The organism is Desulfatibacillum aliphaticivorans DSM 15576 (assembly GCF_000429905.1).
Classification (GTDB): Bacteria; Desulfobacterota; Desulfobacteria; order Desulfobacterales; family Desulfatibacillaceae; genus Desulfatibacillum; species Desulfatibacillum aliphaticivorans.
The window spans coordinates 1-16,751 of the sequence record NZ_AUCT01000022.1; the positions used below are offsets into that span (position 1 = coordinate 1).

General features: G+C 54.1%; 13 protein-coding genes. 4 read left to right on the plus strand and 9 right to left on the minus strand.

Annotated elements, in window-relative coordinates:
* On the plus strand, positions 1–313 hold a 313-nt coding region (locus G491_RS31415), incomplete at its 5' end, for an IS4 family transposase (RefSeq protein WP_028316533.1).
* A 223-nt stretch (positions 314–536) separates the two neighbouring features.
* Here G491_RS31415 and G491_RS0118390 read toward each other — a convergent pair.
* The 4 genes from G491_RS0118390 to alr all read right to left on the minus strand — a co-directional run bounded on the left by G491_RS0118390 (position 537) and on the right by alr (position 5,580).
* The gene (locus G491_RS0118390) at positions 537–2,471 is read right to left on the minus strand and encodes a tetratricopeptide repeat protein (RefSeq protein ID WP_168161177.1); all 1,935 of its coding nucleotides are present in this window, start codon (positions 2,469–2,471) and stop codon (positions 537–539) included.
* A gap of 90 nt (positions 2,472–2,561) precedes the next feature.
* A complete protein-coding gene (locus G491_RS0118395; RefSeq protein ID WP_015946976.1) occupies positions 2,562–3,365 on the minus strand; it encodes a formate dehydrogenase accessory sulfurtransferase FdhD in 804 nt (267 codons plus the stop codon).
* Between the two features lie 2 nt (positions 3,366–3,367).
* Positions 3,368–4,453 carry a mechanosensitive ion channel family protein gene (locus G491_RS0118400; RefSeq protein ID WP_015946977.1) on the minus strand — a complete coding sequence of 362 codons (1,086 nt, stop codon included), beginning with the start codon at positions 4,451–4,453 and terminating at the stop codon, positions 3,368–3,370.
* A 35-nt stretch (positions 4,454–4,488) separates the two neighbouring features.
* Positions 4,489–5,580 (minus strand): alanine racemase, encoded by a 1,092-nt coding sequence (gene alr, locus G491_RS0118405; RefSeq protein ID WP_015946978.1) that lies wholly within the window; start codon positions 5,578–5,580, stop codon positions 4,489–4,491.
* Between the two features lie 130 nt (positions 5,581–5,710).
* Between alr and mpl the strand changes: the two genes are divergently transcribed.
* Positions 5,711–7,132: a UDP-N-acetylmuramate:L-alanyl-gamma-D-glutamyl-meso-diaminopimelate ligase gene (mpl, locus tag G491_RS0118410; RefSeq protein ID WP_015946979.1), complete on the plus strand. Its 1,422-nt coding sequence runs from the start codon at positions 5,711–5,713 to the stop codon at positions 7,130–7,132.
* Positions 7,133–7,761: 629 nt separating this feature from the next.
* Here mpl and G491_RS0118415 read toward each other — a convergent pair.
* Positions 7,762–9,183, minus strand: coding sequence for a tetratricopeptide repeat protein (locus tag G491_RS0118415; RefSeq protein WP_028315629.1), 1,422 nt, complete (start codon positions 9,181–9,183; stop codon positions 7,762–7,764).
* Between the two features lie 313 nt (positions 9,184–9,496).
* On the opposite strand from G491_RS0118415, the gene G491_RS0118425 reads away from it, so the two are divergent.
* On the plus strand, positions 9,497–10,540 hold the full coding sequence (locus G491_RS0118425; protein WP_028315630.1) for a hypothetical protein: 1,044 nt from the start codon (positions 9,497–9,499) through the stop codon (positions 10,538–10,540).
* Here G491_RS0118425 and G491_RS34180 read toward each other — a convergent pair.
* The 4 genes from G491_RS34180 to G491_RS0118445 form a co-directional block, all read right to left on the minus strand.
* Complete coding sequence (locus tag G491_RS34180; RefSeq protein WP_051327368.1) at positions 10,516–11,121, minus strand: type II TA system antitoxin MqsA family protein; 606 nt, start codon at positions 11,119–11,121, stop codon at positions 10,516–10,518. The genes G491_RS0118425 and G491_RS34180 overlap by 25 nt on opposite strands.
* Positions 11,118–11,417 (minus strand): DUF4258 domain-containing protein, encoded by a 300-nt coding sequence (locus G491_RS0118435; protein WP_084511584.1) that lies wholly within the window; start codon positions 11,415–11,417, stop codon positions 11,118–11,120. The genes G491_RS34180 and G491_RS0118435 overlap by 4 nt, the downstream gene beginning before the upstream one ends.
* Before the next feature lie 47 nt (positions 11,418–11,464).
* Positions 11,465–12,469: a tetratricopeptide repeat protein gene (locus G491_RS31425; protein WP_169829468.1), complete on the minus strand. Its 1,005-nt coding sequence runs from the start codon at positions 12,467–12,469 to the stop codon at positions 11,465–11,467.
* A gap of 238 nt (positions 12,470–12,707) precedes the next feature.
* Positions 12,708–15,041, minus strand: coding sequence for a tetratricopeptide repeat protein (locus tag G491_RS0118445; protein WP_169829469.1), 2,334 nt, complete (start codon positions 15,039–15,041; stop codon positions 12,708–12,710).
* 300 nt (positions 15,042–15,341) lie between these two features.
* Here G491_RS0118445 and G491_RS0118450 point away from each other — a divergent pair, with 300 nt between their 5' ends.
* A complete protein-coding gene (locus G491_RS0118450; protein WP_028315633.1) occupies positions 15,342–16,748 on the plus strand; it encodes a B12-binding domain-containing radical SAM protein in 1,407 nt (468 codons plus the stop codon).
* The last annotated feature ends 3 nt before the right edge of the window (positions 16,749–16,751 follow it).

Sequence of the window (16,751 nt, forward strand, 5' to 3'; positions counted from 1 at the left end):
TGATATTTACAAGGATCGGTGGCAGATTGAGCTGTTTTTCAAGTGGATCAAACAGAATCTGAGGATCAAATCCTTTTTGGGCAATAGCCGAAACGCCGTTCTAACCCAAATTTGGACGGCCATGATCTCGATGCTGATCCTGGCCTATTACAAATGGCGGGCAAAGATAGGAGCAACTCTAACTGAGATGCTCAAACTCCTACAACTTACGCTCATGGAGCGGAGAAATCTCTACGAACTCTTTGAACCGCCAGATCCAGGGGATACACCTATTACTCAGAACCAATTACCCTTGAATTTCAGTATCTTTTAACCGGACAGTAGTGCCCCAACTTTGTTTCTTATAAAAAATATTGTAAATGTCTCCAGTAGTCTATATTTTATCATGAAACAGGGTCCAATACAAGAAAGGCAAGCCCAATAGGAGCAATTACCCTCCCTAACCCGAAACCTTTTTTTTATTCACATAAACTTTTTGCGGAAGTCCTTGATTAATCCACTAACCACCAACTTCGCGGAGTAATGGTTCCCCAAGGCTATTCGGCCAGGCTCGGTTTCAATTGGACTCTTTCCCGCCAGGGCTTTTGGTGTTGATAAAATTCCAGGCGTTGTTCCATGTCGGCGCCGCCGGTTTGATCGCCGGCCCTGACTTTCTCCAGGGCGCGCTGCTGGACGGCGATGGCTTGTTGGAAGTCGCCGGTCTCGGCCAGGGCCGCTGCGAGGGTTTCCAGGTATGAGGCGGGCTTCTTTTTATTCACTAGGCCTTGGGCGATTTCCAGAGCCCGGGCGCCGTCCCGCACCTGATCGTCAAAGCTGACGGAAAGAACCCAGGCCAGCAGCCTGGAAGGCTCCTCCATGTCGGGTTTGCAGTCCAGATACTGCGACAACCAATCCACGGTCTTGAGGTCGTCGCCCATATAGCGAGCCGCGTATGCAGCCTGCAAATAAGCCCCGCACAAATCCGGATTGTATTGCACGGCTTTTTCCAAATCCCGGACCGCGGCCCGGTATTGCCGCAGTTGCATGTGCGCCTTGCCCCTTTCCATATAGGCCAGGGCGTATTCCGGATTGAGTTGAACGGCCTTGTCCAATTGCCTGATCGCGGCCTCCGGCATTTTCAGCAAGCCGTATGCGGTTCCCGTAAAATAAAGCACCAGGGGGCTGTCCGATTTCAGCGCCACGGCCTTTTCACTGTCGCTGACGCCTTCCGCCTTTTTTCCCAGGCGGGCGTTGATTACGGCTCTCCAGGCGTAGGCCATCACATGATTTTCGTTGACTTCAATGACCTTGGAAAAGTGTTCATAGGCCTTTTGGTTGGCTAAACTCTGGGCGTAGTTAACGCCAAGCCTGAAATGCCCTTGCACGGATTGAGGATTTAACTCCACGGCTTTAAGATAGTCTTCCAGGGCCTTTGGCTTTTGCCCCATGATCTCGTAAATGTTCCCTCTTTCAAAATACAGGGAGTCTTTTCCCGGAAACAGGGCGATGGCTTCGTCGGCGTTTTTCAGAGCCAGGTCATAATCGCCCTTCAAGCGGGCCGCATGGGCCTGCCCCAGGTATAGCGCCGGTTCATTGGGGGTGATTTCCAGGGCCTTTGTGTAACTCTCATACGCCTTTTCCGGCTCGTTCCTTTGCGTGTATATGGAGCCCAGGTAGTAATAGCCCAAAGCCTTGTCAGGGTCGTCCGCCACAACCTTTTGGGCGTCCGCCAGGGCCTTGTCATACTCCCCTGCCGCAGCGTAGGCCAAGGCTCTTCTGCCCAGAGCCTGATTGGAACCGGGGTCAAGGACCATGGCCTTGGTATACTGCTCCACGGCCGCATAATGGTCTCCCTCTTTGGAGTAGATCAACCCCATGGTCAGGTAGGGCTCCGCGCTTTGGGGGTCGCTTTTTGCGGCGTTAAGGCAGGTTTGAATCCCCTTTTCGGGATATCCCGCGTCGGCCTGAGCCTTGCCCATGAGGCACATGAGCGCTGCGTTATCCGGTTCAATTTCCAAAGCCTTCAGGTAGTACACCAAAGCCTGACCGTAATTCCCCTGCTGGCTGCAAAACCCGGCGATCTCCCGGTAGGGCCAGGCCTGATCAGGCAGCAAGGCGATCGCAGCGTCAAAATCCGCCCGGGCTTTTTCATAATCGCCCAAGGCGGCGTAGCTTTTCGCACGCTGGACGTAAGCCGCCGGAAAGCGGGCGATCATGTTAATGGCTTGGGTAAAATCCTGGACGGCCTGCTCGTGATCCCCCGTCCGGGCGTAGGCGCCTCCTCGTTGAAACAGGAGCACGGCGTTATCCGGGGAAAGTTTTGCAGCGGCGCTCAAGTCTTCAATGGCCTGATCCATGGTCGCCGGATCCTGGAGCGCCACTCTGGCGCTGTCCGAATAGGCCTGGGCCAGCATCTTGTCTTTGGGGATGCAGCCGGCGTTTAACAGCGCCGCCAGGATGAATCCCGCTGTAATGGCGAGGCTTGCTTTCATGACAGCCTTTTGGCCGTTTGCCGTGAAAAGCCCGATTAGAAAAAGTCGCATAGTTGTTTAGTCCGTTTCAGCAATAGTATGAGCAGGCTGTCAGCCGATGCGCTTCCGGCCGGAAAATACGTACACCCCGCCGTCCCGGGTGGACAGGGCCAGGGTCATGTTCAGTTTGCGGGCCATGAGGACCGCCGCCGTGGTGGGCCGGGATATGGAAAACACCACGGGAATGCGGGCGTTGGCGCATTTTCGAACCACGTCCTTATTCATGCGGCAGCTTACAATGATCACTTCCGCCTGAGCCGTTTTGCCGTCCAGAAAAACCATGCCCAGGGCTTTGTCCAGGGCGTTATGCCTGCCCACGTCTTCAGCCATGCTCAACTGGTTCAGGCCGCGGTCAAAAACAAAGGAGGCGTGGGCGCTTCGGGTGATATGGTGGATGTGCTGCTTGTTCCATATGGCCTGGGCGTGCTCATGGGCCTTAAGCCGGTCCACCTGGGGCTCGTCCGCGGTAAACGGGGCGATTGGGGAGCTTAGCAGGTCCGCTATGTCCTCGTCGCTGGCGCCGGGCGGAAAGGGCTGACCCTTGCCGCGTTCCTCAACCAGCTTTTGAGCTCTTTGAAAAGCCTCATCAGACGCCCGAACCTGAATATGAGTGCTATTTTCCGAGGCGTCCTCTTCGAAGCCTAAAAGATCCTCCCGGCTTGTTAAAATGCCGTCTCCCAGGCAAAGGCCGGCAGCCTGGGCCTTTTCCAACCCGGGAGTCCGCATGGTTGTGGCCAAAGTCAAGCCGTTGACGGAAACGGTCAGGGGCATTTCCCGGATGAGGTCCAAGTCCTCGCTGGAGGATTTGCCGGGGTCCAACCGGGGGATGGAGAAGGTTCTTTTAAAATTCTCCATGCTCACCCCCCTTGCCTGATGACGATGTCCCGCCGGGGAAAGGGAATTTCCACCCCGTGCTTGTCAAACTCCTCTTTGACCTTGTCCGTGATGTACGAAATGGTGTGAATGCGCTTGCGGGCGTCGTCTATCCAAACGCGCACCTGCAGATCCACGGAGGATTCGCCGTAATTGACCACCACGACAACCGGCGCGGGGTCTTTGGAGACCCAATCCATCTGATTGGCCACGTTGATGATCAGGGACTTGGCTTTGGCAATGTCGGCGTCGTAAGCGACGCCCATGTTGATGCGCACCCGGATGCGCTCGGACCCGGAGGTGTAATTGATGATGTCCCGGGTCATGATTTCGTTGTTTGGAATGACGATGGTGATGTTGTCCGTAGTCTGGATTTTGGTGGCCCGCATGCCGATTTCCATCACATCGCCCCAGGTGGCGCTGTTTTTAGGAGAGGTCCAGACCTCGATGCGGTCCCCCACTTCAAAGGGCCTGTCTATCAATAGCAGCACTCCTGCGATAAAGTTGGACAGGGTGTCCTTGGCTGCAAAGCCCACAGCCACGCCCATGACGCTGGCGCCTGCGATGATGGGCATGACGTTGATGCCGATGCGGTCCAGGGCGAATATTATCGCGGCCACATATATCAGCACACCGCCAAAGCGTTTGGTGATGTCGAAAACGATGTCATCGAGCTTGGTTTCGGTTTTTCCGGCGATACGGCTTTCCAGATAGGTCACGGAAAGGTAGATGATTTTTTTGCCCGGGGCTGCAAAAAACACGATCATAATGGCGAAAAAGGGATTTTTCACCGCCTCAAGGCCCAAAACCTCGATGAGGTACATGCCCGTGGCAAGGATGAGCCCGTAAAACAAGGCCTGTCGAGTGGCTGACAACACCTTTTGATTGGACTGGATAAACTCGTATTTTTCCAGCCGCGCGAAGACTACTTTCACCACCTTGCGAAAAATCATCCACAAAATCAGAGAGCCTAAAACGCCGGCGGCGGCCCGCATGGCCGCGCTTTGCCAGATGGCGTGTTCTTTGACCAGCTCTGCAAACATCTCGTTGATTCTATTCCAGAATTCCATTTTAAAATCCGTCTTAAATACGATAAATTGAAGGACTACTCTTTATATTGTCGCGGATTGGCATGCCCAAGGCTGCAATATATTTCGTAGCTGATGGTTCCGGCGGAGGCGGCAAGCTCATCCCCCGTCACCCGCTGCCCGTCCTTTTCCCCCAAAAGGACCACTTCGTCGCCCGGCTGCACCTCGTCCAGGCCGGTCACGTCCAGCATGGTCAGATTCATGCACACGGTTCCCACAACCGGAACCCGTTTGCCATGAACAATGGCCACGCCTTTGTTGGCCAGCCTGCGGAAATAGCCGTCCGCGTACCCCACGGGCACGGCGGCGATCAGGGAGGGCCGGGACGTGGTAAAGGTCATGCCGTAGCTGATGGGGCTTCCCTTGGGCAGGGTTTTGAGGGAGATGATCCGGGTCTTGAAGGTCATGACCGGCTTGAGCAGGTCCGCCCCTTTCATTTCGGGATCCGGCGCCGAGCCGTACAAGGCGATCCCCGGACGCGCCAGGGGAACTCCCTTGGCAAGCCCTTCCAGGACGGCGCCGCTGTTGGCCAGGGTGTCGTTGATCATGGAAAGGGACGCGCTCCGGAAGGCCTCCACCTGGGACTTTGTGTGGGGATGGTCGGGAATCTCCGAAGCGGCCAGGTGGGAGGCGATGCCCGTGACGCGAATTCCCTTCAAGGGCGCCAGGGCCTCCACAAAGGCGGGCAAATCTTCCGGGAATATCCCCAAACGGCCCATGCCGGTGTCCACCTTGATGATGACGTTTCCGGTCTCGCCCTTTTCCAGAAAGGCCTGGGACAGAGCCTGGGCCGCCTCCATGGAGAATATCACGGCGTCGATATTGTTCTTGGCCGCGTCCTCGGCCTCCCAGGGAAAAATCCCGGACAAGGAGACGATAGGGACATGAATCCCCTCTTGCCGGATGACGGCCGCGTCCGCCGGGTCGAATACCCCCAGGGCGTAGGTTCCGCAATCCACAAGGGTGCGGGCGGCCTGCTTCAATCCATGGCCGTAAGCGTCGGCTTTCACCACGGAAACCATTTTCGTCCCGGGCCCTGCCAGATCCGCCAAAACGCGGTAGTTATGCGCCAGGGCTTTTAAGTCTATTTCAAGATATTTGCGTTCCATATTTCGGGCTTAGCACAACCGGACGATGGTTTCAATCCGGCTTTGCATAGGGGATTGTGATTCCGTGTTCTATCCTGTATGGATAGGTGGAATCTGTTTATAAAAAAATCTCCAAATTTAGGGACGTCCTATGAATCCGGAAAAAAACGTCATTCCAGAAAAAGTACAAACCATTCATCTGACAGCCATTTGCGGCACGGGCATGGGCGCCCTGGCCGGCATGCTCAAGGAAGCAGGATACCAAATCACGGGCTCGGACCTCAATGTTTATCCGCCCATGAGCACCTTTTTGGAATCAAAAGGGATTCCGGTCATCCAGGGTTTTTCCGGCGACAACCTGGCTCACACCCCGGATCTGGTGGTGATCGGCAATGCGGTTTCCAAGGACAACCCCGAGGCCGTCGCGGTCATGGAGAAAGGCCTGCATTACTGCTCTTTCCCCCAGGCGATCGACCGGTTTTTCGCCTCCCAAAAGACGCCCATCATGGTCACCGGAACCCACGGCAAGACCACCACCTCGGCCCTCATCGCCTGGCTTATCGCCGCCGTGGGCCTGGACCCGACCTTCATGATCGGCGGCATCCTGACCAATTTCAAGAGCAACCACCAGGTGGGAACCGGAGCGTACATGGTCATCGAAGGGGACGAGTACGACACGGCATTTTTCGACAAAGGCCCCAAGTTTTTGCACTACACGCCGTCCCGGACCGTTTTGACCAGCGTGGAGTTCGACCACGCCGACATTTTCAAGGACCTGGATCACGTAAAAAGTGCGTTTACGTCCCTGGTGAAAAACCTGCCCAGGGAAAGCCTGCTGGTCTTTCAGGAAGCGGACGACAACATCAAGGACATCCTGCAACAGGCGGACTGCTGGCTCACCCCTTACGGATTCGGGGAGAAGGCGCCCTGGAGAATCGGCGAGATGAGGACCGAGCCGCCTTACACCTTCATCGAGGTGTTCCGGCGCGGAGAATTTTTTGCGGAATTCAAAGTCCCCCTCATGGGCAAACACAACGCGCTTAACTGCCTGGCCGCCATCGCCGTGGTGGACGATTTGCGAATTCCCGTGGAGGGCATCCAGGCCGGGCTGGAAACCTTCAAGGGCGTGGCCCGGCGCCAGCAGGTTCGGGGCGTGAAAAACAATATCACGGTCATGGACGACTTCGCCCACCACCCCACGGCCGTACGGGAAACCATCAAGGCGGTCAAGCCGTTTTACGACAAAGGCCGGGTGGCCGCCGTGTTCGAACCCCGGACCAACTCCAGCCGCCGCAAGGTGTTTCAGGATGTGTATCCCACGGTGTTCGACGATGCGGACATTATTTGCATTCCCCAGCCAACCTTGTTGGAAAAAATACCGCCCGAGGAACGGTTCTCGTCGGAAAAACTGGTGGAGGACCTCAAAGCCAGAGGCAAGGACGCCCATTTTTTTGCGGACGTACAGGGCATCATCGACTTTTTGGCCAAGACCCTGGAGCCCGGCGACCTGGCGCTTATCATGAGCAACGGCGGGTTTGAAAATATCCACGAGCGGCTGCTGGATGCCTTGTAGACACGGCGTGGATTGAGGGCCTGTTTTTAGGGTGGCCCAGGCAAGGCTTTTTGTGCCTGGGTTCGTAAGAACAAAAGGCGCGACCGGAAAAGACCGTAGATATCAGGGATGTCCAGCGGGCGTGCAGAGTTATTACAATTCGGGCAATTCATCCAATTATGAAACACATAGATAACAGATAAAAACCATTTGATTTCAAATAGTTTTATATGAATTCCCACGCAAAGCATGGGAACAAGCAAAAAGCAAGATTCAGGGCTTGCCCTGCAATATTTTTTTGGAACGGCCTGTATAGATTGTTGAAATTTGAAATAACCGGCGGATGGAGATGGGGCTCCCTGTTTTTGTATGGTTTTTAATAGATCGTCTGTTCGAAAAACTTCCTGGGCGTCCAGTTAAACCGAGGCCGAACCAAGAGCGCTTGCGCGCCCCGGCAGGATGCTGCTCTGCCGCGGCCCCCCATGCCCATTGGGCGGGATCTTACCTTTTGGATTTTAGAGGCAATGTAGGCGCACAGCTTGCTGTGCTTTTTGTGGGTGCATGGGCGCGAAACCCAACGATAAACAGCTTGGCAAGTTAACTGAAACTGAGTTGGGCTGGCCGGCGAACAGCGTTGCTGAACTCCAGGACTACCTGACAATGCTCCTTGGGGCGTTGTCCTTCATTTGCTCCAGCGTCTCCAGGTACAGGGTCTCTTCCGGTTGGTGAGAAACCGCCTGCTCCATGTCCTCAATGGCGCCTTCGAAATCCCCAAGCAGCCATTTGAGCTTGCCCCTGGCCCACCAAATCAGGTGGAGGGAGGAGTCGGCGCTCAGGATGTCAGTGGCTAATCCCTTAAACTCGACTACTGATTCTTGATATTCACTTTTCTTAGGTTTAACATTTACTGCGATGGAAATATCTTCAATCGCTCCTTTAAAATCTCCATAATGCCAACGGTGATAGGATCTCAACCACCTTTCCATGTGGTCGTCGGGAATTCGAGAAAGAGTGGAGTTTAAGGATTCTATCTGATCCTTATTCTTCATGTAATAGACTTCTTCGGGAGTCTTGCCTATGTACGAGACCTCTTTTTCGGCTTCATTCTTTAAGTTTCGGCACCAGAGCACGTGGGGCTGATAATAATCGGAAGGGAATAATTCCAAGGCTTTGGCCGCATCAGCCAGAACGCCTTCCCAGTCCTCCAGTTCTTTTCGCAGTTGAGCGCGTTCGAAATAGAGCGTTGGATTATCGGGATCATTACTGATGGAATTGGTATATGCTTGCTCCACTTGTTGTGTTCTTTCTAAAACAAAACTATCTACTATAGCCATGTCAGCCAAATAGCCTGTCTCATCTCCCAAAGATTGCTTTGCTATAGCTCGAAGCTCATAATCACGGGTATTGGGGCTACTTGGATGAAGTTCGATACACTCTGTGTAAACATCTATTGCGCTTTGTAATTTTCCAGCATTTTTTAATGCACTTGCTTTTGACCATAAAACGTATCTTTGGCCTTCTTTTCCCACAATATTAAGGTATGCGTCAAAATCATGTACGGCCCCTAAATAGTCTTTTTTACGATTTGCTTTGTAAAAGGCCCTGTTCAAATAGGATTTTGCATTTTGGGGAGCATTTAAAATTTCCTGATCAAGGTCTTCTAAAATATGATCTTTCCCGGAAGCAACTATTTGTTCTATAGCGGCTTCATCTTCCAAAGCGCCGCCTTCGTCGCCGGTTTTTCTTTTTAACCGGGCTCTCGTTTTTAGCGCTTCAGTGTGAGTTGGGGTAAGACCAATCGCCCTATCCAGATCACGCAAAGCGTTATCCAGGTCTCCATTTTCGAAATAGGCGTATCCTCGCACAGCCAGAATATCGGCATTCTCAGGGTAGTATTTTAACATTTCAGTCAAGCAGGAAATGGTGTACTCAGGAGTGGCGCCGACAAAAAAGCAATTTTGGAAATCGTCAGCATAGGCGTCTGGATAAGCCTCCATGGGATGCAGAACCGTTAAGAAACACCATAGGGCCAATAGCGCCAGTGATCGGACAGTCGTAATATTTAGGTTCATATTTTCGCCGCCTCTTGTTCAGAGTTATTTAAAAATTGCCGGAGTTTAAATTTCTCTATCCGACGGAGCCCCCGCATGCACAGCCCATTCCATAGGAAGTTTTTTGCCATTTTATTGCACAATTTTTCCTTATTTCCACAATTTCTCCCCAATTAATAGCTTGTAACAGTCTTTCTCAAAAGATACTGTACCGTCAACCTATGATTTATATAGCGGAATATAGGCGGATTTATGACAGATCCTTGCCGGGTTCAATTTCCTGCACATCCGCTATGTTTCGGCCCTGACCATTTTTTGCCAAAGGAGGCGCCCCTTGAAACAAATCGCTCTTGCCGCTTTGCTGGTTTTTTCCCTGTTCACTGCAGGATACGCCGGAAACAATACAGGATTCGACCAGCCCGTTGAATCCGTGCTCATGCCCTGGGAGGATTATCTTTCCCTGCGGGACCAAGCCGAGGGAGAGGAAAGCGAACGCACCTGGGCATATTCCTATGAAAGCGCCTTATATGAGGCCAAGGGCCGGGTGGAGGAAGAGGAAATGCTGTTGACCTTTTCGGCCTCCATCAGGGTAAGGCTTTTTGGCGAGGATGAAACCGGCGTTCCCTTCCTTTCTTCCGAGCATAACCTGGAGTCCCTGCAAATCGACGGAACGGACGCCTCCTGGGTTAAAAAGGGAAACCGGCTCCTGGCCTATGTTTCGGGCAAGGGCGCCCATACCATATCGGCGGATTTCACCAAAAAAATCAGCGCCCGGCACTGGCCCAGGACTATAGACCTAAGCCTGGTTCCCATCCCCAAAAGCCATATCGTGCTGGACGTCCCGGACAAGGAGGTGGAAGTGCAGTTGGTACCGGGAACATCCCTGTCCAGCGATCCGTACGACGGGGGCTTGATCGTCCGTTGCGGCATTCCCGCCGTGTCTTCGGTGAACATCCGCTGGCATCAGAACAACGCGGAAAAAAGGACCGTGCCCGTGAAGATGAGCGCGACGGTCAGTTCTTACATCTCCCTGGATGAGCAAGGGGGATTTTGCCGGAGCAACGTGGATTTTCGTATTTTGCAGGGAGAAAAGAATTATTTTCAAATCATGGCGCCGGATTGGATGGACATCATTGACGTAAAAGCCGTCAAAGGAGAAGCCGCCATATCCCAATGGTTTACCGAATCCTCGGAAAACGGCAAGATCGTGCACGTCTACAGCCCATATAAGCAGACCAAGGATTTCGCCGTATTGATCGACGGAGAAAAAACCGAAACAAAGACAACGTACTCCATGGACATCCCCCATATCGTCCCCATGGACGTGGAGCGGTGCGAAACCCGACAAAGCGGCTATAAATCATCCCTCGTCTCATGAAAGTCGTTTTTCATCCGGTCGGCCACTAACTGGGAAACTCTGGCGGCGATTATTTCAATATCATTTTCGGAAATTGAAGCTGGCTTTTGAGGCGCCTCAAGGACTGGCTCCATCCAGTCCGCTTTGGAAAGTTCAATTTTCGGCTTTTCCTTTCCAGCGTTTTTCAATGCCTCGGGCCATATGACATCGATCAGTTCTTTGGCGCCAAGCCCGTAATGAGCGGCGCATAAGGCGCGGATGACAAAGTCGACATGGATGTCCGGCTGTTGCTTGCCTTTCTCCCAGCGGGAAACAGTAGATTGCTGGACGCCGATCTTATCGGCAAAATCCTTGGCTTTGAGCCGCATATTTTTTCTGAGAAAGCGAATCTCTTCTCCGCCAAGCAAACTTGGCTGCATGATTAACTTGCGGCCGAGCAAGGCGTTCAGGTCTTTCACCCGGGGAAGGGCCATCAACCTTTCGCCGCAGGAGCACTCAAAGACTTCGACATCGGTAAGAAACACATGATCCAGCCCGGAACCCTTATAGCGATGTCTGCCTGTAATCGCCGCCATTTCCGACTTACATTGCGGGCACTTCATTTTTTAAACCTCTCGTCATGACACGTGATGATCGTTGCCTGCCGCCCATCAACGTTAATTGCTATTTGGATGCTCAATGGGTCTCCTTCAATGTCCACTCCGGTCATTTCCGCTTTCCAGTTTTCAAATTCCGGATCCCATTCGAAGCGAAGAACCTCGCCGCAATCAATGACGTTCTCAACGTCCTCAATTTCCACATTGCGGTCGTCCATCCGCTCAAAGCAATGGTCGCTATAAAAAATCGTTCCAAACCTGGACGCATCTCGAATGAGTCTCGTAAGCTCTTCCCTGGTCATATTATCACCATTTTTTGACCTAAAGTCAATTTTTATTGACTACAAGCTCATTGCTCAATCCTTTCCAACCACGCCTTGGCCGGGGCGTAGCCCAGGGCGGCGGATTGCCGCATGACCTGCTCGGCGCGGTCGTGATCCTCCCGGATGATGAGGACTCTGGCCCAAAGGTACAGGCCTTTGGGATCTCCGGCTTTGGCGGCCTCTTTGGCCCATTCTTCGGCCAGGTCGATCATATCGTTTTCAAAATAGATTTTGGCGAGCAGCACCTGGGCTGAGGTATGGCCCTGCTTGGCGGCCTTGCCGAGCCAAATCACGGCCTGGGTCAAGTTTTCATGCACTCCCCAACGGCCGGTATAGGCCAGGCCCAGGTTTTTCTGGCATTCGGCGTCGCCCATGTCCGCGCCTTTGCGATACCACTCCAGGGCTTGCTTATAGTCCGGGTTATCGCCTTGCAGATATACCGCGCCCAGGGAGGCGAAGGCGGGCCCCACCTTTTGCTCCGCCGCTTTCTCATACCACTTGACGGCTTTTTTCGTGCTTTGGCGGACGCCTTCGCCTTGATAATACATGTCCCCCAGCATATTTTGAGCGGCGCCCAATCCCAGGCCGGCGGCCTTTTCCAGCCATTTGACGGCCTTTTTCGGATTCTTGGGAGTTCCGATTCCCTGGCGGTGCATGAGGGCTGCGTTGTACATGGCGGAGTATTGCCCCTGGTCCGCGGCGCGCTCCCACCATACCAGGGCCTTTTCCATGCTTTTAGGAACGCCCGTGCCGCTGGAATAGGCCAACGCAAGGCCCATCTGGGCCAAGACATGGTCTTGGGCTGCGGATTTTTCCAGCCAGAATATGGACTGCTCCATGTCCAGGGGAAGCCCCTCTCCCTTGGCGTACCGGGAGGCCAGCTCAAACTGGGCGTTGGCGTCGCCGTTCCTGGCGGCTTGAATCAGGGCGTTGGAATCCTGGGCGCAGACAAAGGAGGCGGCGCACAGCCAGGCAAATACGGCCAACAAAAACAAACAAAACGCTTTGGCCGTTGCAATCCTGTTTGTCAAATCGTTCCCATGCTTTGCGTGGGAATGCATATAATAAGACATTGAAATCATATTAATCACATTTTTAGTATCGGGTTGAATTACGCCCTGATGCGCATTCCCACGGGACCGAGAAAAAGACACTGACTCCCCGTTTTCGGGATTGCAGCGTCTTGATTATGCAGGGTTTCAGAGCCCTGTATGCTTGTTTGGACGCAGCTTTCGTATAACATATCCAATACAAAGCTGAAAACCGGATTTACTGCTTTTGCTCCTTTTGGCGGGATTTGATCAATTCCAGGTTCAGGCGGGCGTTTTCATAGTCGGGATTGTTCTTAAGCGCCGTCTCCAGATGCCGGATGGCGTCGTCCTGGTAGCCCAGGTTGTAAAGCACGGCAGCCATTTTATTGTGGGTTTCGGGATGGTTCGGCTTGATCTCCAGGGCCTTGGAAAGGTGGGTGTATGCTTCTTCCAGGCGGCCCAGGCTGATAAGCACGGTGGCCAGAAGGTATTGAGCGTCAAAGTCGTCGGGGGAAATGTAGCACAGGGTCTTAAGCTGGTTCCGGGCGCCCAGGGGGTTGCCGGTTTTCAGCATAAGCAGGGCCAGGTTTCTTCGGACCTCGATGTTTTCCGGCTCGATTTCCAGGATGCGGTTTAATTGATTGGCTCCAGCCTCGATATTGCCGGTCTTGAAATAGATGGACGCCATGTTGTTCAAAGCGTCCACGGATCTGGGGGCCAGGCTGAGGGCGGCCTGCACATAGAAAGCGGCTTCCTTGTCCTGGCCCGCCGCAGCCAGCAAAGACCCCATGTTGTTGTATGCCTCGTAATTTCTGGGGTCGAGCTGGATGGCTCTGGCGAAAAAGTCCCGGGCTTCTTTGGACTCTTCCAGTTTCAGGCTCATCAGGCCCAGGTTGTTGTAGACGTTGCTGTCGTTAGGGGCCAGGTCCCGGGCCATGGTAAAATGCTGCAGGGCCTCCTTAAAACGCCCCATGTCAACCAGCAGCGCACCGATCTTGCAATGGGTCCGAACCTTGTAGTCGGGCAAAAGCAGGCCTTTTTGCAGTTCCGCCAGGGCCTCGTCCAAACGCCCCAGGCGTTTCAGGGAGGCGGCCAGGTTGAACCGGGCTTTTAGGTACGAAGGATTGATCTCCAGGGTCTTGCGGAACTCCTCGACAGCCTGTTCAAAACGGCCCCGGGCCATATACTCGATGCCGATGCAATGATGGGCCAGGTAGTTGTCCTTGGTGTTGTCGCGAGCCTGGGAAAACAGGGTCAGAGAGTTTTGCCAATAATAAACCTGGCGCTTGGCCGCCATGGCCGGCGCGGCGATGAGCAAGGCCGCCAGAACCGCGACGGCCGGCTTGGGGATGTTTTTGCTTTTTAACAGGTCCCCCGCCCCCCATACGAGCATGATAAAAAGCCCCACGCCCGGGAGATACAAGGCCCGGTCCACCATGGCGGGAAACACGCCGGTGCGAAAAAAGAGCCCCAAATAAGGCAGGATGATTCCCAAGTACCAAAGCCAGCCCACGATCAAATAAGGCCGTTTGCGGCGAAGATGCAGGCAGGCGCCGGTTACGAGAACCAGCAGGGCCAGGGCGACCAGGGGCTTGGCCAGGGACATGGTTTCCGGCATGGGATAGAATATGGAAAGATTCGTGGGCCACAGGGCTTTTCCAACATAGGCGATATAGGAATACAGGGCGTTTTCAAGGCGCAGGAAATACCCCACGTCCTGAGCGTCCACAATCTGCCCTTTGGCCGAAAAGGCCAGGTAATTCAAATATCCCACTCCCAGGCATAAAACAAATAAGGGGGCTTTTTCCAAAATCAGGGTGCGCCAGGGCTTGTCCGGCTCGCCGAAAAGGGAAGCCAGGGGAGCGTCTTCCGGACCTTTTAACCAAGGCGTCCGATGCAGCGGCCAGTAGTCCAGCAGAAACAAGGCGAACATCACGGGCATGACCGGCGCCTTGGACATGAGCGCCCCCAAAAAGCACAGGCAAACCCAGGCGTAGCGGCTCCATTGGGGCTTGGCCGTGTATCGGGCGTAGGAAAGAAAAAACAGCATGATGAAAAAGCCGGACAGGGTGCTTTTTCTCTGCACGGCCCAGGCCACGGCTTCCACGTTCAAAGGATGGACGGCGAAAAGCAAGGCGACAAGCGCGCTGGGCCAAAGCCTTTTGGTCATTATTTTCAGGGCGAAGAACAGCAGCCAGGCGCTGGCCAGATGCAATAGCAGGTTGACCAGATGATACCCCCAGGGGTTGAGCCCTCCGAGTTGGTAATTGGCGGCCAAAGAAAGCCAGGTCAGGGGATACCAATAGTCCCTTGGTTGGGAGACGGAAAACATCCAGCCGATGTCCGGGGACGCCAAGCCCCGATGCAGGTCGTTGTTTTCCAGAATCTGCACCTTGTCGTCCAAATTGATGAACTCGTGGCCCGGCAGAGCCCAATATACGAACACGACGGCCATCGCAATCAGCAGGCAGGCCGTCAGGGTTTGGTTGTCGCGCAACAGGTCGGCGAAGCTCTTTTGCGGAGCGGGCGTTTGGTCGCTTATTTTTTTCATGTGGTCGTTGTTGGCATTCAAAGCCGGCAGCCTTTCCGGAAAGGGGCGCAAAAATCGGGAGCAAACCAGTTCGCGGTTGGTTCTTCGCAGTATGGGGCGGCGGCCCCTGCAGTTTTCTATAAATATAAATCCACCCTGCCAATATATAACCGTTTTCACGGGTTAGCGCAAGCCTGATCCCCCGGAAGCATGCAAGGCGCCCAGCCCGCCCGGTTGAACGGCGCCGCTTTTCGTTTTTTTCACCCATTTCATGGGCTTGGGACGACAGGAATATTGACAGGCGCCCCGCGTAAGGCTAACTGTAATATTCGGAGGCGGGACATGAGGGTGGCGTTTATCCAAAATTTTTTTGAAGAACTGACCGGTCCCTTGATTCTTTGCGAATTGCTGGAAAGGCAAGGGCATAGGGTGAAGTTTTTTCTGCCGGAACGCGCTTGGACGCGCAAGCTCAAGGCCTTTTCCCCGGAAATGGTCGCCATGTCCGTGTGCACGGGGGAGCATCCGGGAATGCTGGAGACAGCCTCCTGGGTGAAAAAATTCCTGGACCCGGCGCCCTTGGTGGTCATGGGCGGGCCTCACCCGACTTTTTTTCCCGAAGTGATCGAGCATCCCTGCGTGGACGCCATATGCCGGGGGGAGGGGGAAAACGCCTTTCCGGCCTTTGCCGCCTCCATCAACGGCAAGGGGCCGGCCGTGGACGTAGACGGATTTTGGATCAAAAGGGAGGGACGGGTTTATAAAAATCCGCCGGCGCATCTGGTGGAAGACCTGGACCAGATCCCCATTCCCAGCCGAAAAAACCTCTTTACGGATTATCCGTTCATCCAAAAGCTGCCCTTCCGCAAGATGATAACCGGCCGGGGCTGCCCGTATAATTGCAGCTATTGCTACAACCGGGCCTTGAAGGACATCCTCAAAGGCAAGGGGCGGTATTTACGCCGTCGAAGCGTAACCCACGTGGTGGACGAAGCGGCGTACCTGAAGCGAACCTTCGGGACAAAATTCATCGATTTCAACGACGACATCTTTACCGTGGATCCTGACTGGATTTTGGAGTTTTCCGACCAATACGCCAGCCGGGTCAAGGTTCCCTTTTGCTGCAATGTGCGGGTGGACAGGCTGGACGAGCAAGGCGCCAAAGCCCTGGCCAGGGCCGGATGCCGGGTGGTCAAGTTCGGCCTGGAAAGCGGAGACGAGTATTTTCGGCGCACGGTGTTGAATAAGAGCACCACGGACGACGACATACGACGCTGCGCCGAAATCCTCCATGCAGCCGGGATGAAAATCCAGACCTACAACATGCTTGGCCTGCCAGGAGAAACTTTGCAGCAAGCCATGAAAACCGTGCGGCTGAATCAGGAAATCAAGCCGTATTATGCGTGGTGCTCCCTGGCCCAGCCCTATCCGGGCACGGCCATGGCCGAGCAGTTCGCCCAAGCGCCGGAGCAGGTCAAGGATCAGGTGGAGCATTGCCCGGCAAGCTGGTTCGACACCAGCATCGCTCCTTTGGAAGACCGGGAGCGACTGATCAACCTGCACAAGTTTTTCGCCCTGCTGGTGCGCTTTCCCAAACTGGAGCCTTTGGTCATGAAGCTGGTGGAACTGCCTGAGAACGGGCTTTTTCGCGCCGTCTACCAGGCGGTCTACGGCCTGCATATGAAAGCCATGGTCAAGGCAAGCTGGCCGCGCGTATTGAGCATGTATCTCAAATTGAGAAAGCAGTATTGACTC

Excerpts from the sequence above, each read along its gene's own strand:
- G491_RS0118390 (WP_168161177.1), bottom strand. The coding sequence starts at position 2,471 with ATGAAAGCAAGCCTCGCCATTACAGCGGGATTCATCCTGGCGGCGCTG.
- G491_RS0118395 (WP_015946976.1), bottom strand. The coding sequence starts at position 3,365 with ATGGAGAATTTTAAAAGAACCTTCTCCATCCCCCGGTTGGACCCCGGC.
- G491_RS0118400 (WP_015946977.1), bottom strand. The coding sequence starts at position 4,453 with ATGGAATTCTGGAATAGAATCAACGAGATGTTTGCAGAGCTGGTCAAA.
- alr (WP_015946978.1), bottom strand. The coding sequence starts at position 5,580 with ATGGAACGCAAATATCTTGAAATAGACTTAAAAGCCCTGGCGCATAAC.
- mpl (WP_015946979.1), top strand. The coding sequence starts at position 5,711 with ATGAATCCGGAAAAAAACGTCATTCCAGAAAAAGTACAAACCATTCAT.
- G491_RS0118415 (WP_028315629.1), bottom strand. The coding sequence starts at position 9,183 with ATGAACCTAAATATTACGACTGTCCGATCACTGGCGCTATTGGCCCTA.
- G491_RS34180 (WP_051327368.1), bottom strand. The coding sequence starts at position 11,121 with ATGAAGTGCCCGCAATGTAAGTCGGAAATGGCGGCGATTACAGGCAGA.
- G491_RS0118435 (WP_084511584.1), bottom strand. The coding sequence starts at position 11,417 with ATGACCAGGGAAGAGCTTACGAGACTCATTCGAGATGCGTCCAGGTTT.
- G491_RS0118450 (WP_028315633.1), top strand. The coding sequence starts at position 15,342 with ATGAGGGTGGCGTTTATCCAAAATTTTTTTGAAGAACTGACCGGTCCC.